Origin of the sequence: Amycolatopsis sp. 2-15 (assembly GCF_030285625.1) — a bacterium.
GTDB lineage: Bacteria > Actinomycetota > Actinomycetes > Mycobacteriales > Pseudonocardiaceae > Amycolatopsis > Amycolatopsis carbonis.
The window spans coordinates 7,658,505-7,683,961 of record NZ_CP127294.1; the positions used below are offsets into that span (position 1 = coordinate 7,658,505).

Consider the following 25,457-nt stretch of genomic DNA (forward strand, 5'->3'; position numbering starts at 1 on the left):
CCGTCTCAGACCGTGGTCTGCCGCACGCCCGGCTTGGCGACCATCGCCTCACCGATCCCGTCCACAAAGGACTGGTCGGCCGGCAGCACGACGGCGACCGAGCGCACCTTCTGGTGCCGGGCCCGGTTGCCCGCCGGCTCGACCCCGTCCTCGGCCAGCGCGAGCGCCGCCTTGCGGAGCTTCTGGCGCGCCTTGATGATGCCCGCGTCGGTGGCAACGAGACGCTCCTTGGTCCGGTCGACGATCGGCCCCATCGACTCCTGCAGCGACGAGTCCTGCAGCGCGATGCCCTTGATGCCGGAGTAGGTCTCGCCGCGCCGCTGCGCGTCGCGGTCCATGAGGTAGTCGTTGTCCTTGTTCGCGAGCGGCCGGTAGTTCTCGTCGTTCGCGCTGTGCACGCCCAGGCCGGCCCGCATGGCCGCGACCTCTTCGCTGTCGAGCTGGCGGGTCGGGTGGTAGTCGAAGCTCCAGGCCCAGCAGTTCTCGTCGTCGATCGGCACCCAGAAGTGGCCGTGCATCGGGTGGTCGGCACGCGGCGGGACCATGGTGAAGTTCGGCAGCACCCACGGCGTCACCCGCCAGTAGTAGTGCCCCTCCTCCGCGCTGCGGCGGGCGCCGATGAGCAAGCCGCCCTCGTAGTCGACGACCTCGAAGAACGGCTTCAGGTCCGCGCGGTTGTAGGCGTTGCCCCTCGAGCCCTTGAACAGCGGGTCGCTGTCGAGGCTGCCCGAGTGCAGGAAGGTGACGTGGCTGGAGTCGATGCCGCCTTCGAGTGCCTGCAGCCAGTTGCACTCCTGGAAGCGCTTCGACGTGAACGCCTGCCCCTCCGGAACGGTCACGAACTCCCACTCCGGCAGCGGCGGCTGCGCCTCGGGGTCACCGAAGTAGGCCCACAGCACGTCGCCGCGCTTGATCATCGGATAGGACTTGAGCTTGACGTTGGCGCAGAAGTTGCTGGTCTCGGGCTCGCTCGGGACCTCGATCGCCTGGCCGGTGTAGTCGTACTTCCAGCCGTGGTACGGGCAGCGCAGGCCGCCGGCCTCGTTGCGGCCGAACCAGAGCGAGACGCCGCGGTGCGCGCAGAACTCGTCCATCAGACCGTACCGGCCCTCCGAATCGCGGAAGGCGATCAGCCGCTCCGAGAGGATCTTGACCCGCACCGGCGGGCAATCGTTGGCGGGCAGCTCCTCGGCCAGCAGAACAGGCTGCCAGAAGCGCCGGAACAGAGCGCCCATCTTGGTGCCCGGCCCGGTTTGCGTCAGCAGTTCGTTGATCTCTGTTCGGAGCACGCTGAAGTCCTTTCACGCCGGCGATCGCGAAGCCGTTATAGGATTGAATATCAGACCATTGAACCACTGGCAATGACGAGTTCCCCGCGCCGAGGTCAGACGACCTGCTCCCCGGGCACGTCCACGGTGAGCCCGTCGAGCTGCGGCGTCACCTCGATCTGACACGAGAGGCGGCTCCCGGCCCGCCGGTCGCCGACCGCGAGATCAAGGAGGTCGTCCTCCATGTCGCCGACTTCGCCGACCTGATCCCGGTACTCCTCCCGCACCCACACATGGCAGGTGCCACACGAAAGGCAGCCCCCGCACTCGCCGATGATCCCCGGCACCCCCGCGCGCACGGCCGCGCTCATGACGCTCTCCCCCACGGAGGCGTCGACCGCCCGCTCCTCGCCGGCGTCGTCGACGTACACGACCTTCGGCATGTCCACTCCTAGCCGCTGACTAATGGACTTACCAATATACCGGTTAGCTTCGGGTGCGCAAGACGCCAAGAGCCTGGCGGCCTCCTGCCGGACGCGGGCAGGCCAATGGACAACTTCGCCCACCGCCGGTTCGCCCAGCGCGACGCCGCCGCGGACCGCGAGAACAGCCAGGTGCTGAGCTTCGTCACGTTCGCGGTGATGCACATGTATGTCGGCAGCGACGCCGAATGGCTGGCCTACGACGATCCGCTCACCCCCGGCCGGCTCGCGGTGCTGGACCCCGCCGCGTGCGATCGGCCGGGCGCGCCGATCGGCGACGAGGGCGCGGGCGACCGCCTGGCCGCAGTCACGGGTGTCGGCGCGGCTGGCGGAGCTGCTGACGTCCGGCGCGGTGCACGTCGCGGTCGATCTCGCGCCGCCGCTGTTCGGTTTCCACGCCACGGCCCACCTGTGTCTCACCGTCACCCCCGGCGACCTCGAGGCCACCGGCCGCGCGTTGTCGCTGCACCCGGAAACGACGTTCTCCGCCGCCGTCACCGGCGCGGCCAACCTGCTGATCACCGTCACGTGCCGCGACGGTGAGGCGCTCTACACCTTCGTGACGACCAAGGTCGGCGTGCTCCCGGCCGTGCGGCAGGTCGAGGTGGTGCCGGTGCTGCGCCGGCTCAAGCAGTCGAGCACGCGGGTCCACGAGGGGCGCCTGGTGATCGAGTGAGCCGTATCGCCTGGCCCCTCAGGGAACCGACAACGGAATCCCGACGTCTCAGACCGGACGAGTGTTACATTACCGGCACGGAATGTCACTCGGCCTCGCCGGTGACCTCCGCCTGGCGAGCGGGACTGCGCGGAAGGAAGCTCTGTGGGGTTCGAGGTCGATGTCGAGAACATCAGCAACGCCGCGGCCAAGCTCGGCCAGGGGACGCCACCGGCGCTCTCCGCGCCGGGGTCACCGAACGTGGGCGGCACCGATCGGGCCGGTGGCTTCGCGGGCGACTACGAGGTCTGGCTGCTGACCCGGCAGGAAGATCTGGACGCGGCGCGCCAGCAGGTCGAAAGTCTCGTCGAAACCATCGGCAACGCGGCGAAGAGTTATGACAGCAGCGACGACGAAGCACGCGGCGTCTTCCTGAAGGCACTGGACAGCGGTTTCGAACGGATCGACCGGTGACGGCGGTGTTCGACAAGATCCGTGAGCTCGCTGGCAAAGTGGAAAAGGGCAGCACGACCGAGCTGGACGATCGGGCCCGCGCGTGCAGAGCCACCAAGGAATCGGTGAAGGACGCCAAGGCGCTGCTGGAGAGCGTCCGCACCCAGCTGAGCGAGAGCTGGCACGGCGGGGCCGGAGAGTCGGCCCTTTCGTCGCTGGACGCCTTCAAGAAGAACCGCGAGGACCAGGTCGAGGACCTCGAGGAGTCGGCGAAGTCGTTCGAAGTCGCGCGCGACGCGCTGGCCAAGGCGCAGTCCGACGCGAGGAGCCACCGCGAGGACGCCGAGAAACTGCAGGCGAAGCTCGACAACGTGTGGAACGACCTCTCCCACGGCAAGGGCAACATCGTGTTGGCCTGGGCTCAGGACAAGTTCATCAAGGCCGAGGCCCTCGTCCTGCTCGCCGATCTGCAGCGGGTGGTCACCACCTACGACGCGGTCCTGCTCGCCGAAGGATTCAAGCTCCGCAACAGAACGGGCCAGGTGTGGGAGCTCGCCGGCTCCGAGAAACGGAACCCGGCCGAGATCGCGGCGATCATCCTGCGGGAGATCCCCGGCCTCGCCGCCCTCGTCGCGAAGAACCCGAAGCTCGATCTCGCGCTGCTCAAAGGAGATTGGGACACGATCATGCGCGACCCCGAGGTCGCGCAGAAGATCTACGACTACTTCGGCTTCAAGTACGTCGAAAGCGGCGACTTCTACACCACCGGCGAGCACTCGGTGCAGAGCTACCTCGGCTGGCACGACATCTACGACAAGATGGAGAAGCTCATCGGCGCGGACCTCGACCGCACCAGCGCCCAGGGCGACAACATGGAGTTCACCGACCCCAAGACCGGGAAGCAGTACCGGCTGGAACTGTGGAAGGGCAGCTACGGGTTCGGCGGCGCGTTCGGCGGCGAAGTCGGGTTCTACACCCGCGACTCGGGGTCCCAGGATCCGTCCGGCTACTTCTCCGCCGCCCAGGGCGACGACCAGATCAAGGTGACCCAGCAGATCTACGACAAGCAGAGCGGCAAGGTCTACTTCACCAACGACGGCCAGGGCGCCGACGGCACCGACAAGCGGCACTTCTGGAACCTGGCGATCCGCTCCGAGCCGGGCGTGCACCCCGACCAGCTGGGCCAGCGAGCCACCATCGAGGTGCGCGACACCGACATGCGCGACCGGATCTACAACGAGATGACGCGCTACGCCGCCGCGCACCCCGAAGAGAACCTCAGCGTCACGAAGGTGTCCGACCACCCGCCCGTGCTCAGCTACGACTGGCAGAAGTGAACCGCGGGGTCACAACGAGGTCAGCGGCTTGAACTCCCACGGCTCGTCGTCGTCTTCGCGCCTCCCCCGACCTTCACGACTCACACGGCCTTCGCGGCTCCCCCGCGCCGGAACCTCGCGGTCGGCGAGACCGGCGAACACCTCGGCGGCGTCGATCAGCCCGGCGACCTCGTCGGCGACGCCCCGGCCGTACCGCTCGTCGACCTCTTCCAGCCCTTCACGCAACACGGCGACCGCGGCGTTCCTAACGCGGGCGCGCAACGTGCGGGCCAGCTCTTCCGCCGTCTCGCCGGCCCGTCTCGACTCAGTCATGGCCACACCCTATCCGGCCGGAGCGGGCGAAAAGGCCCATTTCGCACAGCGGACCAGGTGACCCCGCGGCCGCACGGTCAGAACACCAGAACCGGTTTGACCGTCTTCCCGGACGCGGCGTCGGCGGCGGCCTGGTTGATCTCCTCGAAACGGTAGCGGCCCTGGATGCGCTCCAGTGGCAGCGCGCCGCGGCGGTAGGCGTCCACGAGGAAGGAGACGAACGTCTCCGGCTCGCTGTCGCCGAGGGTCACGCCGCGGATCGTCCGTCCCGGCAGCAGCCTCGGGACGTCGAAGCTGCCGCGGCTGCCGGTTCGGGGTGCGCCGACGACGGCGCAGCAGCCGCCGACAGCGAGGGCCCCGAGGCGTTCGTCCCGCACCGGCACCACACCTGTCGTCTCGACGACGTGGGCGGCTCCGCGGTCTTCGGTCCGCTGCTGTCCGTCCTCGAGTTCGACACCGAGGACGAGGCCGTGGCGATCGCCAACGGCGTCGAATACGGCCTGACCGCCGCCGTCTGGATCAACGGCTCCTCCCGCCACTACGTCGGCACCCCGTTCGGCGGGTTCAAGTCCTCCGGCATCGGCCCGAGGAATGCGTGGAAGAACTGCTGAGCTTCACCGAAACCAAGGCGGTGCACGTCGTGTACCGGTGGCCACCGGGACAGCGGCGAGGAATTCGCAGTCGTGCGGCCGGGAACGGTGGGTTCCCGGCCGCACGACTCGGTTCACTGCGCGCCCAGAGCGCAAGCATGCCGCGCGTCGGTGGCGGACACCCCGAGGACTTCCAGGCCGACTTCGCAGACGGTCGGGAAACCGTGGGCAGCGGTGTTGCAGGCGCTCGTCGACTTCGGGCCGACGATGTATCCGGCCCCCGCCAGATAGAACTCACAGCTCAACGCCGTCCGCGGAGCGGCCGCGGACGCCGGCGCCGCCGAGGCCGCCGTCGCACCGGCCACACAGAGCGTCCCGGTCGCCAGGACCGCGACTCCGAGCTTCACCGACAGTGTTTTCGTCATATCCCTCTCCCCCTGCGGATTGTGTCCGCGCCAGGGTAACCAGAAGCCGCGACAGATCTGTGCGGTTTGCCGAAAATGACCACGTGCCGCCGAGTTAGAGTGACCGCGCCCGGTCGACACCGGAAACGCAGTGGCCGGCCCGATTCTCGCGGAGGTTCTCGATGCGTAACGGTGTCCGCAGGGGTCGTGTCGCGCCGCTGCTCGGGGGTGCCGTCGTGGTCATGGCGAGCCTCGCCGGCGGAGGTTGCGGGTCGATTCGCCTGGAGGCGCAGGAAAACAAGGACACGGTGTCGTTGAGCGCGGCCAAGAACCGCGACAGCGCGGCGCTGCCCTGCGCTCAGATCTTGGCCGCGGTCACCGAGACCGCGACGCTCACGCGGCCGCTCGACGGCCGCGCGTTGACGGATCGCTCGACGGGAGCGCCGATCCAGTACTTCGACGGCGCCGCGCTCGCGGCGATCGCCTACCTTCTCGCGGGTTTCCGATTCGACCGCGACCAGTTCGACACGCAAAGCTCCGCGGCGCCCATGGGCCCGCAAACCCCCGTTGCGTGGAGCCGCGTCTACACCCACGACGGTGTCGGCGACCTGGTCGTGACCCAAGCCCTGCCCGGCAGCGGAGTTCTCGACTGGCCCGCGGACGGGACGAGCGGGGTCGGGCGTATGGGCGCCCAGGTGCGACGCGGCGGGTCCGCGGTCGGGCTGGCGTGGACGGCCGGCGGGTTCGAGTTCGCGGTGTATTCCGAGGCCGGCAACACGCTGACCCAGACCGCGCTCCCGGTGAGCGAACTGGTCCGCGTCGCGGAGAGCGTCGAACTCTAGCTGGGCCACCCACCTTCTTGGGGTGCAACGGAGTGCATTCCCGTTTCCGCATGCCCTTCGCCTGTCCCGAAAAGGTCCGGCCCCGCGACCGGTGGGTCGCAGGGCCGGGGTCAGTCAGGCGTCACACCGCGTCGATCACCCAGCGGGACGCCAAACCGATGGTGGACTGGAAAACGACCTGTGCGCCGACCTTTCCGCTGGCGTCCAGGTATTTGCCGCTTTGCGTGTGCCGGATGGAGGTCGGGCTGCTGCCGGTGGTGGTCCATTTCTGGTAGGCGCCACCGTTGCACGGGTAGGTGTAGACGTCGGTGCCGTTTCCGTCGAGGCACTGGCCCGAGGCCGGGTTGGTGAAGATTCCGCCGGCGATGCGCCACACCTGTTTCGCGCTGCGGTCGCAGGTGCCGAGGACGAGGTTGCCCTTGCCGCCGGAGATGTTCACCTGCAGGCAGGAGTTGCTGCTGTTTCCGTTGATCACCTGGTAGTTGCCCGCGGCCTGGGCGGAGGTCGCCCCGGCGACCAGGAGGGCGGAGCCGAAGGCGACGGCGGCACCCGCGGCGGCGATTCGCGTGCGGTTTCCCCTGAATTCCATGGTAACTCCCCTTGCCGTGTCGAGTTTTGTTTTCCGGCCTCAAAAGCAATTTATCGAGCCGTTCTACAAACCCACTACACACGTTCTACAGGGCAATTTCCCCAAGAAATGCACGAAAACGACTGTGGGGCCCGAGGAAACCCTCGGGCCCCACAGGCCTTCCGGCTCGGGTCAGCTCGGCACCACGAACAGGTGGGTCATCGCCGAGGTGTGGTTGGGCAGCGATCCGTTCACACCGGTTTCGTCGGTGAGGCCCGGGGCCGCGCCGCCGACGGTGCCGGGGTTGCCGCCCAGGTGGGTGGTCGTCACCTTGGCGCTGAGCTGCGTGCAGCCGGGGTTGACGGGCACCTTGGTGTACAGCGGGATGGCGGCGTGGTTGACGCCCCGCACCACGGTTTCCTCGGTCTGGGCCACGGGTGCGCTCGCGCAGTTCGGGCCGCCGGAGGTGGTGACGGTGAGCGTGAAGCGGGCGGTGGAGTAGTGGATCGTGCTGTCCGGGCTCGCTTCGGGGCCGCGGTGGTACTCGACGTCCGCGATCACGGCGAGGTTCTTGTAGCCCGCGGGCATCGTCGCGTTGACGATCGGGGCGACGGTGCTCGTGGTGACGGGCAGGTTCCCCACCGGCAGTGACCGTTGCATGGCCGTGCCGTTCACGTCGCCGCCGACCGCGGTCGAGGCGAACCGCAGGGTCCCCGCCACGGTCTCCTGGGCCACCGACGGCGAAGTCGAGGCTGTCCGCAGGTACAGCGTGCAGTTCAGCGCGCCGGTCTTCGAAGCGGTGACGAGGAACCGGTTGACGATCGTGATGTCGCGCAGCGCCGGGTTGGGGTTGGTGGACGGGAGGACGTTCTCCCCCATCACGACGTTCGACGCGCCCGCGCCGGAGCAGCGGATCTCGTTGTCGATGAGGTTCGCCTGGTCGGCGTTCCAGGCGCGCAGCTCCGAGTACACGTAGGCGGTCGCGCCGGCGTCGATCTGCGTGCTGATGGTGGCCAGCGGCACGACCTTCTGGGTCGGCTTCTCGGGCGGGGTCGCTTGCAGGTCGGGCGCGTGGGGCACGCCGGTGATGACGGTCGGGCCGAAGTCCTGGCTGGTCGCGGCCGGAGCGGCGACCGCCGGGGCGGCACCGAGCCCGGTCAGGGCCACGGCCAGGACAGCGGCGGCGTACCGGGCCCGCTGTGCGCGGTTTCTCATGTGTTCCTCCGAGGCCAAGGCCGTGGCCTTCCCGGTTGCTCGACGCGGCCGGGCGGCGGACCGTCCCCCTCGTCGACGGCCCACCACCCGCACCGGAACCACTGGGTCACGAACGGCCGACGCGAATTGGCCGCGTTCGTGAGCCCGGAAGAATCTAGGCAGCCGCCCCTACACAGTCCCTACACGTCACCTACAGCGCGGCCCGCGAGGACGAGCGCTGCCGGTGCATTTTCTGCTACGCTGCGTTGTCGTTTGCTCAGCTTGGGCGGGGAGCTGTGGGGGACACCGCGAGGTTCGGGATCTTGGGCCCGCTGCGCGTGACGAACGCCGGCCGGCCGTTGAAGTCCGCGGGGCCGCGGCAGCGGGCACTGCTCGCCGCGCTGCTGGTGCGTACCCGTCAACCGGTCGGTCTCACCGGTCTCGTCGAGGCGATGTGGGGCGAGTGTCCGCCGAACTCGGCCGTCGCGAACGTGCACACCTACGTGAGCCGGCTGCGGCGCGACCTCGCCGAGATCGGTCTCCGGGACCTGCTGGTCACCGACGGTGGCGGGTACCGGCTGCTCGTCGAACCCGATCAGCTGGACAGCCACCTGTTCCAGACCGCGGCCGAGGAAGCGCGCACGGCGCTGGCCTCCGGCGACACCGTCAAGGCAGTGGCCGTGTGGGAGGACGCGTGGACGGCGTGGCGCGGCGACCCGCTGGAGGACGTCCCCTGCGCCGGGTGGCTGGAAGCCGAGAAGGTACGGCTCGAGCAGACGGCCGCGGCGGCCCGCGAGGACTTCGCCGACGCTCGCCTGGCGGCCGGCCAGTACAGCACGCTCATCCCCGAGCTGGCGGCGCTGGTGCGGCAGCTGCCGTTGCGGGAGGGCTTGTGGCAGCGGTTGATGCTCGCCCAGCACCGGGCGGGCCGGCGTGCCGAAGCCCTGGAGACGTATCACGCGCTGCGCGGAGTGCTCGTCGAAGCGCTCGGCGTCGAGCCGTGCGGCCCGGTGCAGGAGCTGCACCAGGTGATCCTCAGCGGCGAGCCGGCCGAGGCCGACCGCACCGTGCGGCCCATGCAGCTGCCACCCGACATCGACGATTTCACCGGGCGGGCGGTCGAAACGGCCGAGCTGCGCGGCCTGCTGACCCGGCCGTCGAGGTCGGTGGTCGCCGCCATCACCGGCAAGGCGGGAGTCGGCAAGACGGCGCTGGCGATCCGGGTGGCGCACGAGGTCGGCGAGCACTTCGCCGGCGGTCAGCTCTACGTCCGGCTGGGCGGTGCCGGATCGTCGCCGCAGGAACCGGCGACCGTGCTCGCGAACCTGCTCGTGGCGTTCGGCGTGCACCCGCACGCGGTGCCGGAGGACTTCGAGGCCCGCGCCGCGCTGTTCCGGTCCCAGCTGGCCGCCCGGCAGGTGCTGATCGTGCTCGACGACGTCACGAGCATGGCCCAGGTCCGCCCGCTGCTGCCGGGTTCGGCCGGGTCCGCCGTGCTCGTCACGAGCCGCGTGCAGCTGGTGGGCGCGCGGACAGTGCACCTCGACGTGCTCGGCCCGGACGACTCGGTGCGGCTGCTGTCGTCGATCGCCGGCCCGGCGCGGATGACCGCGGAGCCGGACGCCGCCGCCGCGGTCGCCCGCTACTGCGGCAACCTCCCGCTGGCCCTGCGCATCGCCGCGTCGCGCCTGGCCCGCCGCGGCCAGTGGACCGTCGGACGGCTGGCGGACCGGCTGGCCGACGAGGGCACCCGGCTCAACGAGCTGCGCATCGACGATCTCGAAGCGCGCGCCAGCCTGGCGTGGAGCTACGAGGGGCTGGACGAGGTGCAGCAGCGGGCGTTCCGGTTGCTGGGCCTGCTCGAGGTGCCCGACTTCCCCGCCTGGGTGGTCGCCGCGCTGCTGGAGGTGGACCTGGCGGCGGCCGAGGACATCGTCGACAGCCTCGCTGACGTGCACCTGGTGGAGCTCGCCGGCACCGACCCGGCCGGACAGGGCCGCTACCGCTTCCACGATCTGCTGCGGGTGTTCGCCCGCGAACGCGCGAATGCCGTCGACTCGCCCGCCGACCGGACCGCGGCGCTTCGCCGTGCGTTCGGCGCCTGGCTGGAGCGGGCCGTGCGCGCGGAGGCGGGTCTGCCGTGCCGGTTTCTCAAGGTGCGGCTCACCGCCGGGCGACCGGCCGCCGCCGAGGAGCTGCCGGCCGATCCCCTCACCTGGCTGGACGCCGAGCGGGACGCGCTCGTCGCCGTGGTCGGGCAAGCCCTCGCGCTGGAGCTGACGGCGCTGGGGTGCGACCTCGCCTGCGCGCTGACCACCTTGTTCGACCTGCGCAGCCACTACGACCTGTGGCGGCACACCCACGAGCTCGCGCTGACGGCGGCCGTCGCCACCGGGGCGCGGCGCAGCCGGGCGATCCTGCACCAAGGCCTCGGCGCACTGGCGTTCTACCGGGATCGCTACGGCGAGGCGAGCGAGCACTTCGAGCAGGCACAGGGAATCTTCGCCGAGATCGGCGAGATCCGGGGCCACGCCTACTCGAACCTCGGCCTCGGCAGCGTGCACCTCTACCTCGGCAAACACGGCGAGGCGGCGGCCGAGCTGGGACAGGCGCGAGCCGCCTTCGACCGGTGCGCGGACGCCAGCGGCGAGGCCTTCGCCTTGCAGGCGCTGAGCATCGTCCACCGCAACCGCGGAAACCTCGAGGAGGCCGCGGGGTGCCTCGACCGCGCGCTGACGACCTTCCGCGGCCTGGGCAGCCGCTACGGCCAGGCCTGTGCGTTGTTCAGCCTCGGTCTGCACCACCAGGCCCGCGGCGACCGCGAGGCGACCGAGCGCGCGCTGGTCGAAGCCGTCGAGCTGTTCCGCGCGGCCTCCTGCCCGCGGGACGAAGCGCTGGCGCTGCACGTGCTGGCCGCCACCTGCGCCGCGCACGGCGACGCGGATCGGGCGTCGCAGCTCATGGCCCAGTCGCTGACGGTCTTCTCCCCCGAGGACGAGAGCGTCGGCAAGGCCTGTGCGCTCTACAGCCTCGGCTGGGTGGCGCACCGCAACCAGCGCCTTGACGAGGCCGCCGCCTGTTTCGACGAGGCCTCCCGGCTGTTCGAACGGCTCCGCATGCCGCTGCACAACGCCCGGGCCCTCTCCGCGCTGAACGACCTTGGGCTCAGCCTCCCGCGCCGGTGAAGCTGATCGTCTTCGTCAGGTGCCGCTGCAGCACCACGAAGACGAGCAGGCACGGCAGGCCGGTGATCGTGGCGGCGGACATCAGCTCGGCGGCGGTCAGGTTCCCGGACTCCAAAGTGGACAGTCCGACCGTCAGGGTACGCATCGAGTCGGAGTGCCCGACCACCAGCGGCCACAGGAAGTCGTTCCAGTGCCACAGGAACACGAACACGGCGAGCGTGGCCAGCACCGGACGGCACAGCGGCAGCACGATGCTCAGGTACACCCGCCAGTCCCCCGCGCCGTCGACCCGCGCGGCGTCGAAGACCTCGTCGGGCAGAGCGCGGATGAACTGCCGCAGCAACAGCACGGCCTGGGCGTTGGCCAGTGTCGGGACGATCAGGCCCCAGTAGGTGTCGGACCAGCCGAGGTAGGCGATCACCACCAGCGACGGCATCAGCAGGGCCTGGAACGGCACCATCATCGTGGACAGCATCGACCACAGCAGCACCTCGCGGCCGGCGAACCGTTTCCTGGCCAAGACGTACGCGGCCATCGACGACGAGAGCAGCACGGCCACCACGGACACCACCGAGTAGATCACCGTATTGGCCGTCCAGCGCAGGAAGCTCCCGGTCGAAAGCACCTCGGCGAGGTTGTCCAGGGTGAGCGAGGTGGGCAGCCGGTACGGGATCGTCGGCGCGTTGCCCGGGGAAAGGGCGACGACCAGCATCACCACGAACGGGCCGATCGCCACGAGCGAGGACAAGGTCAGCAGGACGGCCGGCCAGGCACCGCGGCGCATCACGGGTTCCGCTCGAACGCCCGGCGCTGAGTGAGCGACACCAGCAGCACGATGGCCCACAGCGCCACCCCGATCGCGGCGGCGCCACCGACGTCGAAGTATCGGAAACCGTAGTCGTACACCGCGTACGCCAGCGTGTAGCTGGCTCGCACCGGGCCGCCGCCCGTCATCACGTACACGGTGTCGAAGACCTGGAAGGCGGCCATGGTCTCCACCACGACGACGAAGAACACCGCCGGGCGCAGCGCGGGCAGCAGCACGTGGCGGAAGCGTTGCCACGCGCTCGCGCCGTCCACCTTCGCCGCCTCCAGGCAGTCGGCGGGGACGTTCCTGATGCCCGCGAACAGAACCAGCATCGCGTAGCCGAAGCCTTTCCAGACGCCGACCACGGCCAATGTCGGCAGCACCAGCGACGGGTGCTGCAGGAACCCGGTGGGTTCGAGCACCCAGCGCCAGACGACGCCGCTCAACACCAGGCTGGTGGCGTACGGCGCGAACAACGCCGCGCGGAACAGGCCGCGGCCCCAGGGCACCGCGTGCAGCAGCACCGCGGTGCTCAGCGCCACCGCGACCGTGAGCGGCACGTAGACGGCGACGTAGCCGAGCGTGGTGCTCAGGCTGCTCAGGAAGATCTCGTCGTGGGCGAGGCTCCGGAAGTTCGCCGCGCCCACGAACCGTGAGCCGCCGCCGGGGTGGTAGTCGGACACGCTCAGGCCCACCGCGCCCAGCATCGGCAGGAACCGGAACAGGGCGAACAGCACCAGCACGGGGAGCAGGAAGACGAGCACCGTCAACGACTCCCGCCGCCGCGCCATCAGCTGCTGCCGAGCAACGCGTCGACCTCCTCGGCGGCGTCGGCGAGCGCCGCCTCCGGGGTCTTCTCGCCGAGCAACGCGGCCTGCAGGTGGGGTGCGAGCAGGCCCATCACCTTGCGGGCCTGCGGATGGGCGTCGCCGGCCGAAGTGAACGGCAGTGCCTGGGCGAAGCTCTGGTGCACGTTGTCGCTCGCGGGTGGCGCTGGGTCGGGCCAGGGCGTGAAGAAGCCGGAGCCGGCACAGAGTTCGCCCACCAATGCCGGAGACGTCAGGTAGGCGAGCAGTTCCCGTGCTTCGGCCGGCTTCTTCGTGCCCCGCAGCAACGACAACGCGCCGGGCGTCCCGAACGTCACCCGGCTCCGGTTCCGCAGCGGTGCGCCGATCGCGGTGTTCCGGGCACCGATCGCGGCGATGACGTTGCGGGCCGCGGCCTCGGTCATGGCGGGCGACATCGCGGCCCGGCCCGTGGCCACGGCGTCGTCGGCCATCCCGCTGCGCTTGGTCGCCACGTCGTCCGGCAGGCCGTGGACGGCTTCGAGGCCGACCAGGAACTTCAGTGCCGACACGCCTTCCGCACCCGCGAACGCGCTTTTCGTGCCGTCGGCGGTGAACACGTGGCCGCCGGCCTGCCACAGCAGCGGGTAGAAGGTGAGGTTGAGCGGCTCCTCGGTGGAACCTGAGTAGTCGACGATCGGGACGCCCCGCGCGGCGAGCTTCGGCGCGTCCGCCTCGACCTCGTCCCACGTCCGCGGAAGCTCGGTGATTCCGGCGTCGGCGAAGAGCTTCCGGTTGTACACGGTGGTCGTCACGGTCCGGTACAGCGGCACACCGTAGGACTGCCCGTCCACGCGAAGCGCGTCGAGCGCCTGAGGCGAGTACGCGGATGCGCCGCCGACGAGTACGTCGTCGACCGGTTGCAGCGCCTTTTCGGCGACGTACTGGGGAATCATGTCCGATTGCAGCAGGACGACGTCCGGGCCGTCGCCCGCCATGAGCGCGGCGCCGAGCTTCTCCTCCCGGCCTGCCCAGGGCTGCAGCTCGATGTCGAGGTCGACGCCGTAGTCGCGTTCGAAGCCGGTCTCGACCTTCTGCCAGAAAGCCCGGCTCTGCGCCTGGTCCTCGATGACCGGGTACATCCACAACGTCACCGCGTCGCCGCTGCCTTTCCCGCACGCCACAAGGGAAGCGGCGGTCAGCACCAGTACCGCCGCCGCCTTCGTGGGGCCGGGTCTCATGCGGTCGGGTCCGTCTCGGCTTCGAGGCCGAAGAGACCAGCGGCGTTGCGCCCCATCACGTGGTCGTACTCGTCGTCGGTGAGGTCGGCCTCCAGCACCACGCCCATCGCGACGGCGGGATCGACCAACGTGCTGTCGGTGCCGAACAGCATCTGCGCGAGCGGAACGCGGTCCAGCGCGTAGCGGAACCGGCCGCGGTCGGTGATCGAGCAGCACGGTTCGAGGTAGAGCCGGTCACTGCGGCGGGCCGCCTCGACGGCCGTGCGCCACGCCGGGCCGCCCATGTGCCCGGCGATCACGCGCAGGTCCGGGTAGCGCTCCAGCACGTCCACCAGTCCCAGCACGGTCTCGTCCCACGTGTGGACCAGCACCGGCAGTCCCGCCTCGGCGGCCAGCCCCAGCGCGTCGCGGACCGCCGCCGACATCAGCGGCTGGCCCGGGTAGGTCGTGTGCACCTTGACCCCGACGAACCGGCCCGTGGCCCGGTACTTCTCGAGCTCTCGCGCCGCGGCGGCGAGGTCGTTGGGGTTCACCACGACGTAGCCGAGCAGGCGCGGCTGCGTTTCGAGGACCTCCGCCAGCCAGCTGTTGCCGGAGACCATGTCGTAGGTGACCGCCTCCGAGGCCGAGACGATCTGCCGGTCGATGCCGTAGCGGTCCATCAACGCGAGGTTCAGCTCGACGCTCCCCACTTCCGTGCTGAAGAACCAGGGCCCGGCGTGACCGTGGACATCGATGATCATGCCGGGTCCGCCAGCCACGCCGCCGCGGTGCCGCCGGCCACCTGCCGCCATTCCCGGTCGTCGAGCCCGGCCGTGCGCAGTCGCAGGGCCGAAGGCAGGACGTCGTGCAGCGGAGCACGCGACCCGTAGGCCAGGTGGTGCGCGCCCACCTCCCCCGCGATCCGCTCGATGGAGTCGGGGCCGCACAGCATCCGCGTCGAGGCCACGAACCCCGGCTCACGGCGCGCGAGCACCACGAAATCCGCCACCCGATAGGCGTGCACGTCGAGGAAACACACCCGCGCGCCCCGGCCGGCGAACGGCCGCCAGAAGCTGCTGAGGTCCCCGCTCGTGAGCAGCACCATCCCGTGGCCGACCGCGACGTCCACGAGGTGCGCCAGCCCCGGCGAATCCGCCTCGACCCACTGCTCGGGCGGGAAGAGCCGCAGCAGCCGCACCCCCGACGCGACAAGCCGCTCGATCTCCGCCTCCGCGGTCAGCGCGTCCCGCACGTCGACGGCGCCGACCGGGACGAACCCCGCTCGTTCCCGGGCCTTGCGCATCTCGTCGTTGCCGGTGCAGGCGTCGAACAAAGCGCTCCGCAACGAACAGACCAGGCCGCGCCGGATCCGGTGTCTCTTGTGGAGCTCGGCCACCGCCTCCAGCGACGCGTCGAGGCGGCGGCTCGGCACCACGCCGAACAGCACGTCGACGTCGAGGTCGATCTCCTGCCGTTCGACGGGCACCGGTGGTAAGGGTGATCGGTTCAAGCTTTCTCCCCGTCCGTTGCGGATGGGGGCAGCCTGGTGGGTCGTGCTACAAGATCGCTACACACGGGTCCGGCCGTGTCAGCTCGGCTAGCGCCCGTACACCGCGGCGGTGAAGCCGGCCTTTGCCGCGAGCGTGACGAGGTCGTCGGCTTGGGTGGCGGGCAGGAGGACGAGGGGGTAGCAGTCCGACTCGATGTCGAGGACCGCCAGGGCCGTGCCGGTGGTGAGCAGCTGCTTTCCGGCCGTTTCGAGGAATTCGTAGGTGGGCAGGTCGATCTCGGCGAGGGACTTCCAGAGCTCGTCGGCCGCCGGCGCGGAGCGCAGTGCGAGCAACCGGCCGGAGATCTCGTCGGGCGCTTCCTTCCAGTCGACCTCGGCGAGCCGGCCGTGGTCGGTGAGGGCGTCGACCAGGGCGATCCACGGCAGGCCTGCGAAGGGTTCGTCGATGCCGCGCTCGTCGAGGCGATCGGCGTGGTCCCGCAGGTAGGCCTCGGGGTCGTCGTGGGCGGCCAGCGCTCGCTCGGTCACTTGCGGAGCGCTCGGCGCCAGCAGGGTGGCGACCGCCGCGAGGGCGTCACGGGTCGGGGTGGTCATCGACGTCCTCCGCGGGGGCCGGGTGGTTCAACGCCAGGGATGATCGCACCTCGGCGCGGCCGGGCGTCGCCGAGCCCGGTGTGTCGGTCGTGCATGGCCAGGTCGCGACGAGGTAGAGGACGCCGAAGGGGTCGTCGATGTAGTGCAGGTGCGGGGTCGCGCGGTTCGGGAAGCGCTGCATGACCGCGCCGAGGGTGTGGAGGGCGGGGCGGCCCTGGGCTCGCAGGGCGTCGGAGAGGGTGGGGTCCAGGTGGGTCAGGGCGGTGGGGTCGTTCGTTTCGAGGGCGTGTGTGATGGCGACGTCGAAGGGGACGGCGCGCTCGTCCAGGTAACCCGGAGCCTTGGGGGTGCGGCTGGCGCTGCCGTCGGCCAGGACGAGCAGCGCGGTGCGTTTTCGGGGGTGGGCGAGGTCGTCGGCGAGGCGGTCGCAGTCGGCGGCGGTCGCGGTGCCGGCGACGGGGTGCCAGTCGAAGTCGCCGCGCCGGCCGGCTTCGGCCAGGAGACGCCGGGCGACGCGAAGGCTCCAGGGCGGGTCCTCCTCGGCCGGATCACCGCGACCGACAACGTGGAGGTGGTCGGGGCGCCAAGACAGGAGGGTGTCGAGGGCCTGGTGGCAGGCGGCGCGCAGGTCGGGGATCGGGTCCTGCTGGCCGGAGAGCTCGCGCAGCAACAGCGGCGGGTGGGGGCAGAGGACGGCGCCGAGGAAGGTGTTCACCGGGCCGGCCCCCGCTCGGTGCGGCTGGGCGGGGACATGATCGCCGCGACCACGCCCAGCGAAGTGCCCATCACGCCAACCCCCGCACCGTGCGGCTCGGGGCGCGCAGGCCCATGATCGTCGCGACCATGTCGAGGACCGCGCGGGTTTCCGGGACCTCGTGGACGCGGAAGACGCGAGCGCCGAGCCAGGCGCAGAGGGCGGTGGCGGCGAGGGTGCCGGTGAGGCGCTCCCCCACGGGCAGGTCGAGGGTCTCGCCGACGAAGTCCTTGTTGGACAGCGACACCAGCACCGGGCGGCCCACCGCGGCCAGTTCGCCGAGCCGTCGGGTGATTTCGAGCGAGTGCCAGGTGTTCTTGCCGAAGTCGTGGGCGGGGTCCAGCAGGATGCCCGCCGGGTCGACGCCGAGTCTTTCCGCGCGGTCGGCCAGCGCGGTCGTGTACTCGACGACGTCGGCCATCACGTCCGGGTAGTCGACGCGGTGCGGGCGGGTCCGGGGGCGGGCGCCGCCGGTGTGGGTGCAGACCAGGCCGACGCCGGCCTGCGCAGCCACCGCGGCCAAGTCCGGGTCGTAGCCGCCCCAGGCGTCGTTGATGAGGTCCGCCCCGGCAGCACAGGCTTCACGTGCGACCTCGGCGCGCCAGGTGTCCACGCTGATCACGACGCCGGGGTGCTCGGCGCGCACGTTGCCGACGAAGTCGACGATCCGGCGGATCTCCTCGGCGACGGTGACCTCTTCGCCGGGAGCCGCCTTCACCCCGCCGATGTCGACGATCTCCGCGCCCTCGGCCACGACCTGCCGCACCCGGTCGTAGGCGGCCTGCTCGTCCCAGGTGGCGCCCTTGTCGTAGAAGGAGTCCGGGGTGCGGTTGACGATCGCCATGGTGAGGAACTCCTCGCCCGTGAACTCGTGCCTGCCCAGCCGGATCGCCGGCGCGCGGTCAGCGAGCGGTGACGCGGACATCGGAACCCAGAGCGTGGCCGAACCCCTCCGGCACCACGACGTCCTCACGGCTGAGGTCGTGGACCGAACGGTGGCCGAGAGCGAGCAGGGTGGAGTCGATGCCGTTGCGCAGGACGTCGAGGACGTTCTCAACGCCGGCCTGGCCGCCGGCGGCGAGGCCCCAGAGGTAGGCGCGGCCGATGAGCACGGCGCGGGCGCCCAACGCCAGCGCCTTGACGACGTCGCTGCCGCGGCGGATGCCGCCGTCGAGCAGGACTTCCACGTCGGAACCGACGGCGTCGGCGATCGCGGGCAGGGCGCGGATGGTGGCGGGGGTGCCGTCGAGGTTGTTGCCGCCGTGGTTGGACACGGAGATGGCGCTGACCCCGGCGTCGACGGCGCGGCGGGCCTCGTCGACGCGGATCACGCCCTTGAGCAGGAACGGCCCGTCCCACTGCTCGCGCAGCCAGCGCACGTCATCCCACGTGGGCGGCGTGGTCTGCATCCATTGGCCGTACGCGCCGAAGAAGGTGGGCGCGATGCCGCCGGGCGGGGTCATGTTGGGCACGGACAGGTCGGGCAGGCGGCGGGTGCGGGCATAGCGGTAGAGCCAGCGCGGGTGCCTGAGGCTCTCCGGCGCGAACCGGAGCAGCTCGCGCGGGGTGAGCTTGTCGGGGATGTGCGGGCTGCCCCAGTCGCGGCTGTGGGAGAAGGACCAGTCGAGGGTGAGGATGATGCCGACGGCTCCGGCGGTGCGGGCGCGGTCGAGGCGCTGGAGGATGTCGTCGCGGGTCCCGGTCCAGTAGACCTGGAAGTAGGTGTTCGGGTTGGCGGCGACAACCTCCTCGATCGGCTTGCTGCCGAACGACGACAGGCCCACCGACGTCCCCCGCGCGGCCGCGGCGCGGGCCACCGCGACCTCACCGTCGGGGTGCACGGCCTGCACACCGGTCGGGGAGATGAGCACGGGCAGCGACACTTCCCGGCCGAGCACGGTCGTGGCGAGCTCCCGCTGCGCGAAGTGGCCGGCGGTGCGCGGGGCGAACCGCAGCTCGTCGAACGCGCCGAGGTTGTCCTGGAGGGTGAGGCCCTTCTCGGACCCGGCGATGAGGGCCGAGTAGACGGAACCGGGCAGGCGTTTTTTGGCCCTGCGCTGGGCTTCGGCGACGGATTCGAACCACGTGTTGCTCATCGGTTTTCCTTGCGGTCGATGCGGAGCGGACGCCACGCGACGCGGGGACGCAGGGGCGCGGCCGTGCGGTGGGTGAGGCAGCCGGCCCAGACGCCGGCACCGTAGGCGAGGTCGTCGGCGACCGCGGCGGCGCTGTAGCGCACCGGGTCGAGGTCGGGGCGGCGGGTGAGCCAGCCCGCCACCGGCGGGCCGAGGAGCAGCGACGCGGCGGCGAGGCGATGCCGGCCGCCGGCGAGCAACACGGCCGCCAGGGCCGGTGCGGCGTACTGCGTGGTGTAGCGGCCGGCGCCGAGCCAGGTCTGGTGGACGGCGGTGGCCATGGCGCGGGTGACGCCATCGGCGGGAATGTCGCCCTGCCGCAGGGTTTTGCGCATGCTCAGCACCGCTCCGGCGAACCCGGCGGCGGCGAGGAGTGGTTTCCTGGCGAGCAGGCCCGCGACGGTGAGCGTGGGCCAGGGGTGCAGGACCAGCGGTGCCATCGCGTCCGGATGCCGCTGGGTCAACGGCGCGGCGGAAGTGCCGTAGCGGAAGCGGCGGGACAGCAGCCCGCGCCAGGTGGTGGGTTCCTCGTGCTCGATGTGGACGGACGGGTCGTAGCGCACCCGCAGGCCGGCCGCGTGCAGCCGCCAGACGAGGTCGACGTCCTCCCCGACCCGCATGGCCGGGTCGAACACCGCTCCACCCCGGGCCACCGCCTCCAGGGCGGCGCGGCGGGCCACGAGGGCGGCGGTCGGAACGTAGGACACACGAGTCCCGGGCGCGACGCGGGCTTGCTGTTCGCCGAGATCGAGACTGCCGGCGGCGCGGGTGTAGCGGCCGGCCGTGGTATCGGGCGCGAGCGGGCGGATCCGCGGTGCCACCGCGGCGAGCAGCGGGTCCGCGAAGTGGGCGGCGAGCCGGTCTGTCCATTCGGGACCGGGAACGCAGTCGCTGTCGAGGAAGGCGACGAGCTCGGTGGCGACGTGACCGAGCGCGGTGTTGCGCGCGGCGGCGGGACCACCGTTGACGTCGCGGCGCACCAGCTTCGCGCCGTGCGCGGCTGCCACGGCGGCGATCGCGGCCGCGTCGGCGGAAGCGTCGTCGACGACCAGCACGGGGTGGGCGCCGTCGAGCCCGGCCAGGCACCTCGCGAGCTCGGCAGCACGGTCGTGCACCGGGACGACGACGGTGAGATCCGCCGGCTCACTCACCGGCGGCGGCACGGGATGGGCGAGGCCGGCATCGGTGAACCGGCGCGCGAGCGCACCGGACGCGGGTGAGTCGACGGGCCCGTTTTCGAGGGTGCGCCAGGCTCTCTGGCCGGCGGCGGTCAGGCGCAGTACCCGGGCTGGGGAGCCGCCGAACCAGAGGGAGTCGGTGAGCTGCTTGGTACCGGGGTCGAGGGCGACACGAAAGCCGTGTGGCAAAGGCTTGGTCACAGGGCCAAACCTCCATCCGCAACCGGGGAGCCACCGAACCGCCGGAAATCGGCGGGTTGTTTGGTGTCCGGGTCGAGCGTGGCGCGGAAGCCGTGCAGCGCAATGGTCACAGGGCCAAACCTCCGTCCACCGGCACGACCGAGCCCGTCATCCCGCTGCTGTCCGGGCCGGCGAGGAACGCCAGGACCGCGGCGACCTCGGTCGGGTCCAGCAGCCGGGCCATCGGTTGCTGCGGGGCGAACGCGGCGGCCGCGGGCAGGTCGTAGAGCCGGGCGCTTTCGGCCAGGATCGGCGTGTCCGTGGAGCCCGGGCTGACGGCGTTGGCGGTCACCCCGGAGTCGCCCAGTTCGACGCCGAGCGCGCGCACGAGGCCGGCGACGCCGGCTTTGGCGGCGCAGTACGCGGCGAGCATGGGCAACCCGCGCGTCGCCGCGGCGGAGGCCACGGCGAGGAATCGGCCGGAACGGGGCGCGGGGCGTCGGAGCAGCGCGGGGATCGCCGCGCGGGCGAGGTTGACGACGCCGCGCAGGTCGGTGTCGAGCACGGCATCTTCCTGGGCCTCCGGCACTTCCCACAGCGGAACGCCACCGGCGATGACCCCGGCCGCCGCGATGGCCGCGTCGAGGCCGCCCCAGCGGTCCTCGGCTTCGGTGACGGCGGAGGCCAGCGCGGCCCGGTCCCGAACGTCCAGGACGCGCGCGACGACGTTCGGGTGGTCGGCCACAGTGGACAGTTCGGCGAGGGTGCCCATCCCGTAGGGCAGGGCCGGGTCGTCGGCGGCGAGGTCGACGGCCAGCACCGCCCACCCCAGGTCGGCCAGCCTCCGAGTGGTCGCGGCGCCGATGCCGCGTGCGGCGCCGGTGACGAGGGCGACACGGGGGCTCACAGCGCCACCGCCGGGAGCCAGGCCGAGACGTGTGCGAGGAGCTGGGCGGTCAGCGAAGCCAGCAGCGTGTGGCCTTCGGCCGCCGTGGCGCCGGTCGGGTCGCCGAGGACGCCGGTGTCGGTCACGGCCCGCACGCCCCCGGATCGCAGCAGTGGCAGCACTTCGCGCAACGGACGCCGGTCCCCCACGACCGCCCGCTCCATGTGCACCGCGGCCGGCCGCAACACGAGCTGCAGAGCGGTCTCCGGCGCGCCCGCGTGGGGTTCGCCGTTCCAGCGCGGCTGGAAGACGGAGACTTCGCGGGATTCCGACCTCAGTGTGGCGACGGCGCGGGCGACCGGTTCCGCGTTACCGCCGTGCGCGGACACGAACAGCACCCGGCCGAACGTGCCCGTGGCCGAGCGGCCCAGTTCGACCAGGAGCAGCTCGGTCGCGGCCTGCCCGATGGACAGCGTGCCGGCGAAACCGGCGTGTTCGCCGCTGGAACCGTAGGGAACGGCGGGCGCGACCAGCACGTCCGGCCAAGCAGTCGCCAGCGCGTCGCACAGGGCGAGTGCGATGTCGGTGTCCGTGGACAGCGGCAGGTGCGGACCGTGCTGCTCGGTCGCACCGACCGGCACCGCGAGGACGGCGCCCGCCGCGGCCCGCCGCGCGACCTCCGGGAACGGCAAGTCGGACAGGTGCATCTCAGTGCCCGAACCCGGCCAGCGGGCTCTCGTCGCAGGCCCGCTCGGGCGGGCGGCGCAGGCCGATCGTGACGGGCACCGGACCGCTCCGGCGCGGAGCCGGGGCGCCGCGGTGCGAGTGATCCAGCGACGGCTTCGGCGCGCTGCCCGGCGCGACCCCGGCCAGTGCCAGCTCCCCCTGCCCCCGCACGCATTCCGGGTCGGGGCCGTCGAGCGGCAGGCCGGTGAAGAACTTCGCCGCCATGCAGCCGCCGCGGCAGGAGTCGTACGCGGAGCACGACGTGCACGCGCCTCCGGTCTGGGGGCTGCGCAGCTCGGTGAACAGCTCCGAATCCCGCCACACGGGGGCGAACCCGCCGTCGGAGCGGATGTTGCCGGCGAGGAACGTGTCGTGGATGGCGAACGGGCATGCGTAGACGTCGCCGACCGGGTCGACCAGGCACACCACGCGCCCGGCGCCGCACAGGTTCAGCCCCGGCAGGCCGCCGTCGCCGTAACCGGCGAGGTGGAAGAACGAGTCGCCGGTGAGCACGTTGTCGCCGTTCGCGACGAGCCAGTCGTAGAGCTCGCGCTGCTGGGCGGCCGTCGGGTGCAGCTCGTCCCAGACGTCCGCGCCACGGCCCGAAGGACGCAGCCGGGTCAGGCGCAGCTGGGCGCCGTACCGATCGGCGATGGCCTTGAACGCGTCGAGCTGCCCGGCGTTCTGCCGGGTGACCACCACGGACACCTTGAAGTCCGCGAAACCCGCGTCCCGCAAGCGTTCCATGGCCCGGACCGCGGTGCGGTACGAGCCGGGGCCGCGGACGGCGTCGTTCACTTCCTCGGTGGCACCGTCGAGGGAGATCTGCACGTCGACGTAGTCGCTCGCGGCGAGCTTGGCCGCCACCTCGTCGGTGATCTTGATGCCGTTGGTGGAGAACTTCACGCCCACGTGGTGCTCGGTCGCGTAGTCGACGAGCTCCCAGAAGTCCGGGCGCACCGTCGGCTCGCCGCCGCCGATGTTCACGTAGAACACCTGCATCCGCTCGAACTCGTCGATCAGCGCCTTGCACTCGGCGGTCGTCAGCTCGCGCGGGTCCCGTCGCCCGGACGAGGACAGGCAGTGCACGCACGACAGGTTGCACGCGTAGGTGAGCTCCCACGTCAGGCAGATCGGCGCGTCGAGCCCGTATTGGAACTCCTCCACCAGCGACATCACACACTCCTCGGGCGGATCATCCGCGACGCGGCCAGCGTGGCCAGCGCACCGCGGTAACGGGACAGCTCGGCCGGGGCCACGCCGGCTTCCGCGCAGGCCGCGCGGGCGGTCGCGTGGGCCGGCAGCGCTCGCACGACGGCCAGCAGCGTCGGGTTCTTCAGGAAGGACAGGCGGCGCGTGCCGAAGTGGTACAGCAGCGCGCCGAACCGCTCGGGCCGGACGGACACCTGGGCGTCGAGCTCCCAGGCGCCGTCCAGCTCGAACGGCGCGGGATCAGTAGACACCGCACATTCCGTCGATCGAGACCTCTTCGACCAGCAGGTCCTCGGCCACGTCCGTGGCCTCCACCTCGGTGGTGGTGTCGTCCATCAGGGCCTCCTTCGATTTTCGTCACCTCGCGACGAATATCGGGGAGAGTAACGTCACCGCGTGACGAAAGACAAGTCTCCCGACGAACGGTCACCCGATGAGCACTGATGCCCCCGCCCCTCGCGCCTCCCGTCGCGGCCGGCCGCCGGGCACGAGCGCCCGCGAGCTGGAGGTGATCGCCCTCAAGCTGTTCACCGAGCAGGGTTTCCACGGGACCACGGTCGAGGAGATCGCGTCCGCGGCCGGCGTCACCAAGCGCACGTTCTTCCGCTACTACGACACCAAAGCCGACGTGCTGTGGAACGAGTTCGACCACGAGGTGGCCACGATCCGCTCGCTGCTCGCCGCGGTGCCCGAAGACCTGCCCGTGATGGCGGCCGTGCGCCGCGCCGTGCTCCAGGCCAACCACTACAGCGCCGAGGACGTGCCGGAGCTGCGCAAGCGCATGAGCCTGATCAGCACCGTCCCCGACCTCGCCGCCAGCGCCACCATCCACTACGACGCCTGGGAACGCGCCGTCGCCGATTTCGTCGCCCGGCGCACGGGCCAGCCCACGGACTCGCTCTACCCGCTCACCGTCGGCCGCTCGGTGCTCGCCACCTGCCGTGCCGCCTACGAGCGCTGGTCCGCGCGCGCCGACGCCGACCTCACGGTGTACCTGGATGCCGCGCTGAAAGCCCTGGCCGCCGGGTTCGCCGACCCCGTGCTGACCACCGAACCCGACCCGCCGGCCGAACACCTGTGAGACGCCCCGAATCCGGTCCGGCACCAGCGGAAACACCCCTATACTCGGCGCCTGTGATCGACGTCCGAACCCCGGCGCCGGAACGAGCTCGGGCGTTCCTGGACGACCGGAGACCCCCGACGCCCTGCCTCGTGATCGACCTCGACGCGGTGCGGGAAAGCCACGACCGGCTGCGCGAGGCGCTGCCCGAAGCGCGGATGTACTACGCGGTGAAGGCGAACCCAGCACCGGAGATCGTGCGATTGCTCGTCCGGGCCGACGCGGGCTTCGACGTCGCCGGCCGCGAGGAGATCGAGCTCTGCCTGGCCCAGGGCGCTCGCCCCGAGCTGATCTCGTACGGCAACACCGTGAAAAAGGCGCGCGACATCGCGTTCGCGTTCCGGGCCGGGGTTCGCCGGTTCACCTTCGACAGCGCCGAGGACCTCGCCAACCTCGCCGAGCACGCACCCGGGTCGACGGTGTCGTGCCGGGTGCTCGTGGACAGCTCCGGCTCGCAGACCCCGTTCGGCCAGAAGTTCGGCTGTGCCCCGGAGATGGCAGTGGACCTGCTCACGCACGCCGCCGCCCTCGGGCTGGACCCGGAAGGCGTCGCGTTCCACGTCGGCTCCCAGCACCTCGACCCGCGGGCGTGGGAGGCCGGGATCGCCACCGCCGCGGGGGTCACGCGTGAGGTGGCGGCGCGCGGTATCACGTTGCGCGGCTTGAACATCGGCGGCGGGCTGCCGAGCCGGTACACGACCACTCCCCCGCCGCTCGCCGACTATGCGGCGGCCATCCGCGCGTCGATCGCCCGGCACTTCTCCGTGGCGCCAGACCTCGCGTTCGAGCCCGGCCGGGCGGTGGTGGCCGACGCCGGGCTGATCCGCAGCGAGGTCGTGCTGGTGTCGCGCAAGTCCGCGACCGACGAGAAGCGCTGGGTGTACCTGGACATCGGCCGGTACGGCGGGCTGGCCGAGACGGAGAACGAGGCCATCGCCTACCGCCTGGAGACCGCGTACGACGGAACTCCCGACGGCCCGGTCATCGTCGCCGGCCCCACGTGCGACGGCGACGACGTGCTCTACCAACGCACGCCGTACCGCCTGCCACTCGGGT

General features: G+C 71.3%; 29 protein-coding genes and 1 pseudogene. 8 read left to right on the plus strand and 22 right to left on the minus strand.

Annotation, left to right across the window (positions count from 1 at the left end; genetic code table 11):
- Window positions 1-5: 5 nt before the first annotated feature.
- Both QRX50_RS37830 and QRX50_RS37835 read right to left on the minus strand, forming a co-directional pair.
- Complete coding sequence (locus QRX50_RS37830) at window positions 6-1,289, minus strand: aromatic ring-hydroxylating dioxygenase subunit alpha (RefSeq protein WP_285967865.1); 1,284 nt, start codon at window positions 1,287-1,289, stop codon at window positions 6-8.
- A 95-nt stretch (window positions 1,290-1,384) separates the two neighbouring features.
- The gene (locus QRX50_RS37835; RefSeq protein ID WP_285967866.1) at window positions 1,385-1,711 is read right to left on the minus strand and encodes a 2Fe-2S iron-sulfur cluster-binding protein; all 327 of its coding nucleotides are present in this window, start codon (window positions 1,709-1,711) and stop codon (window positions 1,385-1,387) included.
- A 352-nt stretch (window positions 1,712-2,063) separates the two neighbouring features.
- Here QRX50_RS37835 and QRX50_RS37840 point away from each other — a divergent pair, with 352 nt between their 5' ends.
- The 3 genes from QRX50_RS37840 (at window position 2,064) to QRX50_RS37850 (ending at window position 4,195) form a co-directional block, all read left to right on the plus strand.
- Entirely contained in the window at window positions 2,064-2,426 is a 363-nt protein-coding gene (locus tag QRX50_RS37840) for an Lrp/AsnC family transcriptional regulator (protein ID WP_285967867.1), read from the plus strand.
- A 144-nt stretch (window positions 2,427-2,570) separates the two neighbouring features.
- Window positions 2,571-2,879, plus strand: coding sequence for a hypothetical protein (locus QRX50_RS37845; RefSeq protein ID WP_285967868.1), 309 nt, complete (start codon window positions 2,571-2,573; stop codon window positions 2,877-2,879).
- On the plus strand, window positions 2,876-4,195 hold the full coding sequence (locus QRX50_RS37850) for a DUF4474 domain-containing protein (RefSeq protein ID WP_285967869.1): 1,320 nt from the start codon (window positions 2,876-2,878) through the stop codon (window positions 4,193-4,195). The genes QRX50_RS37845 and QRX50_RS37850 overlap by 4 nt, the downstream gene beginning before the upstream one ends.
- A 9-nt stretch (window positions 4,196-4,204) precedes the next feature.
- Here the strand turns inward: QRX50_RS37850 and QRX50_RS37855 are convergent, their stop codons facing one another.
- Window positions 4,205-4,507, minus strand: coding sequence for a hypothetical protein (locus QRX50_RS37855; RefSeq protein ID WP_285967870.1), 303 nt, complete (start codon window positions 4,505-4,507; stop codon window positions 4,205-4,207).
- Window positions 4,508-4,584: 77 nt separating this feature from the next.
- A complete protein-coding gene (locus QRX50_RS37860; protein ID WP_285967871.1) occupies window positions 4,585-4,884 on the minus strand; it encodes an MDR/zinc-dependent alcohol dehydrogenase-like family protein in 300 nt (99 codons plus the stop codon).
- A 27-nt stretch (window positions 4,885-4,911) separates the two neighbouring features.
- Here QRX50_RS37860 and QRX50_RS37865 point away from each other — a divergent pair, with 27 nt between their 5' ends.
- Window positions 4,912-5,118 (plus strand): aldehyde dehydrogenase family protein, encoded by a 207-nt coding sequence (locus QRX50_RS37865; RefSeq protein ID WP_285967872.1) that lies wholly within the window; start codon window positions 4,912-4,914, stop codon window positions 5,116-5,118.
- A 113-nt stretch (window positions 5,119-5,231) separates the two neighbouring features.
- Here the strand turns inward: QRX50_RS37865 and QRX50_RS37870 are convergent, their stop codons facing one another.
- Window positions 5,232-5,522, minus strand: a complete 291-nt coding sequence (locus tag QRX50_RS37870; protein ID WP_285967873.1) for a hypothetical protein — start codon at window positions 5,520-5,522, stop codon at window positions 5,232-5,234.
- 161 nt (window positions 5,523-5,683) lie between these two features.
- Between QRX50_RS37870 and QRX50_RS37875 the strand changes: the two genes are divergently transcribed.
- Window positions 5,684-6,343 carry a hypothetical protein gene (locus QRX50_RS37875; RefSeq protein ID WP_285967874.1) on the plus strand — a complete coding sequence of 220 codons (660 nt, stop codon included), beginning with the start codon at window positions 5,684-5,686 and terminating at the stop codon, window positions 6,341-6,343.
- A 121-nt stretch (window positions 6,344-6,464) separates the two neighbouring features.
- On the opposite strand, the gene QRX50_RS37880 is transcribed toward QRX50_RS37875, so the two are convergent.
- Together QRX50_RS37880 and QRX50_RS37885 are read right to left on the minus strand one after the other, a co-directional pair.
- The gene (locus QRX50_RS37880; RefSeq protein WP_285967875.1) at window positions 6,465-6,932 is read right to left on the minus strand and encodes an RICIN domain-containing protein; all 468 of its coding nucleotides are present in this window, start codon (window positions 6,930-6,932) and stop codon (window positions 6,465-6,467) included.
- 171 nt (window positions 6,933-7,103) lie between these two features.
- Complete coding sequence (locus tag QRX50_RS37885) at window positions 7,104-8,126, minus strand: hypothetical protein (RefSeq protein ID WP_285967876.1); 1,023 nt, start codon at window positions 8,124-8,126, stop codon at window positions 7,104-7,106.
- Between the two features lie 302 nt (window positions 8,127-8,428).
- On the opposite strand from QRX50_RS37885, the gene QRX50_RS37890 reads away from it, so the two are divergent.
- Window positions 8,429-11,290 (plus strand): AfsR/SARP family transcriptional regulator, encoded by a 2,862-nt coding sequence (locus tag QRX50_RS37890; RefSeq protein ID WP_285967877.1) that lies wholly within the window; start codon window positions 8,429-8,431, stop codon window positions 11,288-11,290.
- Here the strand turns inward: QRX50_RS37890 and QRX50_RS37895 are convergent.
- The 15 genes from QRX50_RS37895 to mftA all read right to left on the minus strand — a co-directional run bounded on the left by QRX50_RS37895 (window position 11,271) and on the right by mftA (window position 23,617).
- Window positions 11,271-12,074, minus strand: coding sequence for a carbohydrate ABC transporter permease (locus QRX50_RS37895; RefSeq protein WP_285967878.1), 804 nt, complete (start codon window positions 12,072-12,074; stop codon window positions 11,271-11,273). The two genes, QRX50_RS37890 and QRX50_RS37895, sit on opposite strands and share 20 nt — an antisense overlap.
- Complete coding sequence (locus tag QRX50_RS37900; RefSeq protein WP_285967879.1) at window positions 12,074-12,889, minus strand: carbohydrate ABC transporter permease; 816 nt, start codon at window positions 12,887-12,889, stop codon at window positions 12,074-12,076. The genes QRX50_RS37895 and QRX50_RS37900 overlap by 1 nt, the downstream gene beginning before the upstream one ends.
- Window positions 12,889-14,124, minus strand: a complete 1,236-nt coding sequence (locus QRX50_RS37905) for an ABC transporter substrate-binding protein (RefSeq protein WP_285967880.1) — start codon at window positions 14,122-14,124, stop codon at window positions 12,889-12,891. The genes QRX50_RS37900 and QRX50_RS37905 overlap by 1 nt, the downstream gene beginning before the upstream one ends.
- Window positions 14,121-14,867, minus strand: coding sequence for an amidohydrolase family protein (locus QRX50_RS37910; protein ID WP_285967881.1), 747 nt, complete (start codon window positions 14,865-14,867; stop codon window positions 14,121-14,123). Before QRX50_RS37910 ends, QRX50_RS37905 begins: the two co-directional genes overlap by 4 nt.
- Window positions 14,864-15,592 carry an amidohydrolase family protein gene (locus tag QRX50_RS37915; RefSeq protein ID WP_285967882.1) on the minus strand — a complete coding sequence of 243 codons (729 nt, stop codon included), beginning with the start codon at window positions 15,590-15,592 and terminating at the stop codon, window positions 14,864-14,866. The genes QRX50_RS37910 and QRX50_RS37915 overlap by 4 nt, the downstream gene beginning before the upstream one ends.
- Before the next feature lie 111 nt (window positions 15,593-15,703).
- Window positions 15,704-16,210 carry a DUF6630 family protein gene (locus QRX50_RS37920; protein ID WP_285967883.1) on the minus strand — a complete coding sequence of 169 codons (507 nt, stop codon included), beginning with the start codon at window positions 16,208-16,210 and terminating at the stop codon, window positions 15,704-15,706.
- On the minus strand, window positions 16,191-16,925 hold the full coding sequence (locus tag QRX50_RS37925; RefSeq protein ID WP_285967884.1) for a class III extradiol ring-cleavage dioxygenase family protein: 735 nt from the start codon (window positions 16,923-16,925) through the stop codon (window positions 16,191-16,193). Before QRX50_RS37925 ends, QRX50_RS37920 begins: the two co-directional genes overlap by 20 nt.
- 70 nt (window positions 16,926-16,995) lie before the next feature.
- On the minus strand, window positions 16,996-17,808 hold the full coding sequence (folP, locus tag QRX50_RS37930; protein ID WP_285974666.1) for a dihydropteroate synthase: 813 nt from the start codon (window positions 17,806-17,808) through the stop codon (window positions 16,996-16,998).
- Between the two features lie 58 nt (window positions 17,809-17,866).
- On the minus strand, window positions 17,867-19,060 hold the full coding sequence (gene mftD, locus QRX50_RS37935) for a pre-mycofactocin synthase MftD (RefSeq protein ID WP_285967885.1): 1,194 nt from the start codon (window positions 19,058-19,060) through the stop codon (window positions 17,867-17,869).
- Window positions 19,057-20,478, minus strand: a complete 1,422-nt coding sequence (gene mftF, locus QRX50_RS37940; RefSeq protein WP_285967886.1) for a mycofactocin biosynthesis glycosyltransferase MftF — start codon at window positions 20,476-20,478, stop codon at window positions 19,057-19,059. The genes mftD and mftF overlap by 4 nt, the downstream gene beginning before the upstream one ends.
- Window positions 20,479-20,584: 106 nt before the next feature.
- Window positions 20,585-21,364, minus strand: coding sequence for a mycofactocin-coupled SDR family oxidoreductase (locus tag QRX50_RS37945; protein ID WP_285967887.1), 780 nt, complete (start codon window positions 21,362-21,364; stop codon window positions 20,585-20,587).
- Window positions 21,361-22,050, minus strand: a complete 690-nt coding sequence (mftE, locus tag QRX50_RS37950; protein WP_285967888.1) for a mycofactocin biosynthesis peptidyl-dipeptidase MftE — start codon at window positions 22,048-22,050, stop codon at window positions 21,361-21,363. The genes QRX50_RS37945 and mftE overlap by 4 nt, the downstream gene beginning before the upstream one ends.
- A gap of 1 nt (window position 22,051) precedes the next feature.
- Window positions 22,052-23,245, minus strand: coding sequence for a mycofactocin radical SAM maturase (mftC, locus tag QRX50_RS37955; RefSeq protein WP_285967889.1), 1,194 nt, complete (start codon window positions 23,243-23,245; stop codon window positions 22,052-22,054).
- On the minus strand, window positions 23,245-23,532 hold the full coding sequence (mftB, locus tag QRX50_RS37960; RefSeq protein ID WP_285967890.1) for a mycofactocin biosynthesis chaperone MftB: 288 nt from the start codon (window positions 23,530-23,532) through the stop codon (window positions 23,245-23,247). Before mftB ends, mftC begins: the two co-directional genes overlap by 1 nt.
- Complete coding sequence (gene mftA, locus QRX50_RS37965; RefSeq protein ID WP_285967891.1) at window positions 23,522-23,617, minus strand: mycofactocin precursor MftA; 96 nt, start codon at window positions 23,615-23,617, stop codon at window positions 23,522-23,524. The genes mftB and mftA overlap by 11 nt, the downstream gene beginning before the upstream one ends.
- A 97-nt stretch (window positions 23,618-23,714) precedes the next feature.
- Between mftA and mftR the strand changes: the two genes are divergently transcribed.
- Complete coding sequence (gene mftR, locus QRX50_RS37970; protein ID WP_285967892.1) at window positions 23,715-24,362, plus strand: mycofactocin system transcriptional regulator MftR; 648 nt, start codon at window positions 23,715-23,717, stop codon at window positions 24,360-24,362.
- Between the two features lie 149 nt (window positions 24,363-24,511).
- Window positions 24,512-25,435, plus strand: a pseudogene (locus QRX50_RS37975) (type III PLP-dependent enzyme); the annotation flags it as partial.
- Window positions 25,436-25,457 lie beyond the last annotated feature (22 nt).

Excerpts from the sequence above, each read along its gene's own strand:
- QRX50_RS37835 (WP_285967866.1), bottom strand. The coding sequence starts at position 1,711 with ATGCCGAAGGTCGTGTACGTCGACGACGCCGGCGAGGAGCGGGCGGTC.
- QRX50_RS37855 (WP_285967870.1), bottom strand. The coding sequence starts at position 4,507 with ATGACTGAGTCGAGACGGGCCGGCGAGACGGCGGAAGAGCTGGCCCGC.
- QRX50_RS37870 (WP_285967873.1), bottom strand. The coding sequence starts at position 5,522 with ATGACGAAAACACTGTCGGTGAAGCTCGGAGTCGCGGTCCTGGCGACC.
- QRX50_RS37875 (WP_285967874.1), top strand. The coding sequence starts at position 5,684 with ATGCGTAACGGTGTCCGCAGGGGTCGTGTCGCGCCGCTGCTCGGGGGT.
- QRX50_RS37880 (WP_285967875.1), bottom strand. The coding sequence starts at position 6,932 with ATGGAATTCAGGGGAAACCGCACGCGAATCGCCGCCGCGGGTGCCGCC.
- QRX50_RS37885 (WP_285967876.1), bottom strand. The coding sequence starts at position 8,126 with ATGAGAAACCGCGCACAGCGGGCCCGGTACGCCGCCGCTGTCCTGGCC.
- QRX50_RS37895 (WP_285967878.1), bottom strand. The coding sequence starts at position 12,074 with ATGCGCCGCGGTGCCTGGCCGGCCGTCCTGCTGACCTTGTCCTCGCTC.
- QRX50_RS37900 (WP_285967879.1), bottom strand. The coding sequence starts at position 12,889 with ATGGCGCGGCGGCGGGAGTCGTTGACGGTGCTCGTCTTCCTGCTCCCC.
- QRX50_RS37905 (WP_285967880.1), bottom strand. The coding sequence starts at position 14,124 with ATGAGACCCGGCCCCACGAAGGCGGCGGCGGTACTGGTGCTGACCGCC.
- QRX50_RS37910 (WP_285967881.1), bottom strand. The coding sequence starts at position 14,867 with ATGATCATCGATGTCCACGGTCACGCCGGGCCCTGGTTCTTCAGCACG.
- QRX50_RS37920 (WP_285967883.1), bottom strand. The coding sequence starts at position 16,210 with ATGACCACCCCGACCCGTGACGCCCTCGCGGCGGTCGCCACCCTGCTG.
- folP (WP_285974666.1), bottom strand. The coding sequence starts at position 17,808 with ATGGCGATCGTCAACCGCACCCCGGACTCCTTCTACGACAAGGGCGCC.
- mftD (WP_285967885.1), bottom strand. The coding sequence starts at position 19,060 with ATGAGCAACACGTGGTTCGAATCCGTCGCCGAAGCCCAGCGCAGGGCC.
- mftE (WP_285967888.1), bottom strand. The coding sequence starts at position 22,050 with ATGCACCTGTCCGACTTGCCGTTCCCGGAGGTCGCGCGGCGGGCCGCG.
- mftC (WP_285967889.1), bottom strand. The coding sequence starts at position 23,245 with ATGTCGCTGGTGGAGGAGTTCCAATACGGGCTCGACGCGCCGATCTGC.
- mftA (WP_285967891.1), bottom strand. The coding sequence starts at position 23,617 with ATGGACGACACCACCACCGAGGTGGAGGCCACGGACGTGGCCGAGGAC.
- mftR (WP_285967892.1), top strand. The coding sequence starts at position 23,715 with ATGAGCACTGATGCCCCCGCCCCTCGCGCCTCCCGTCGCGGCCGGCCG.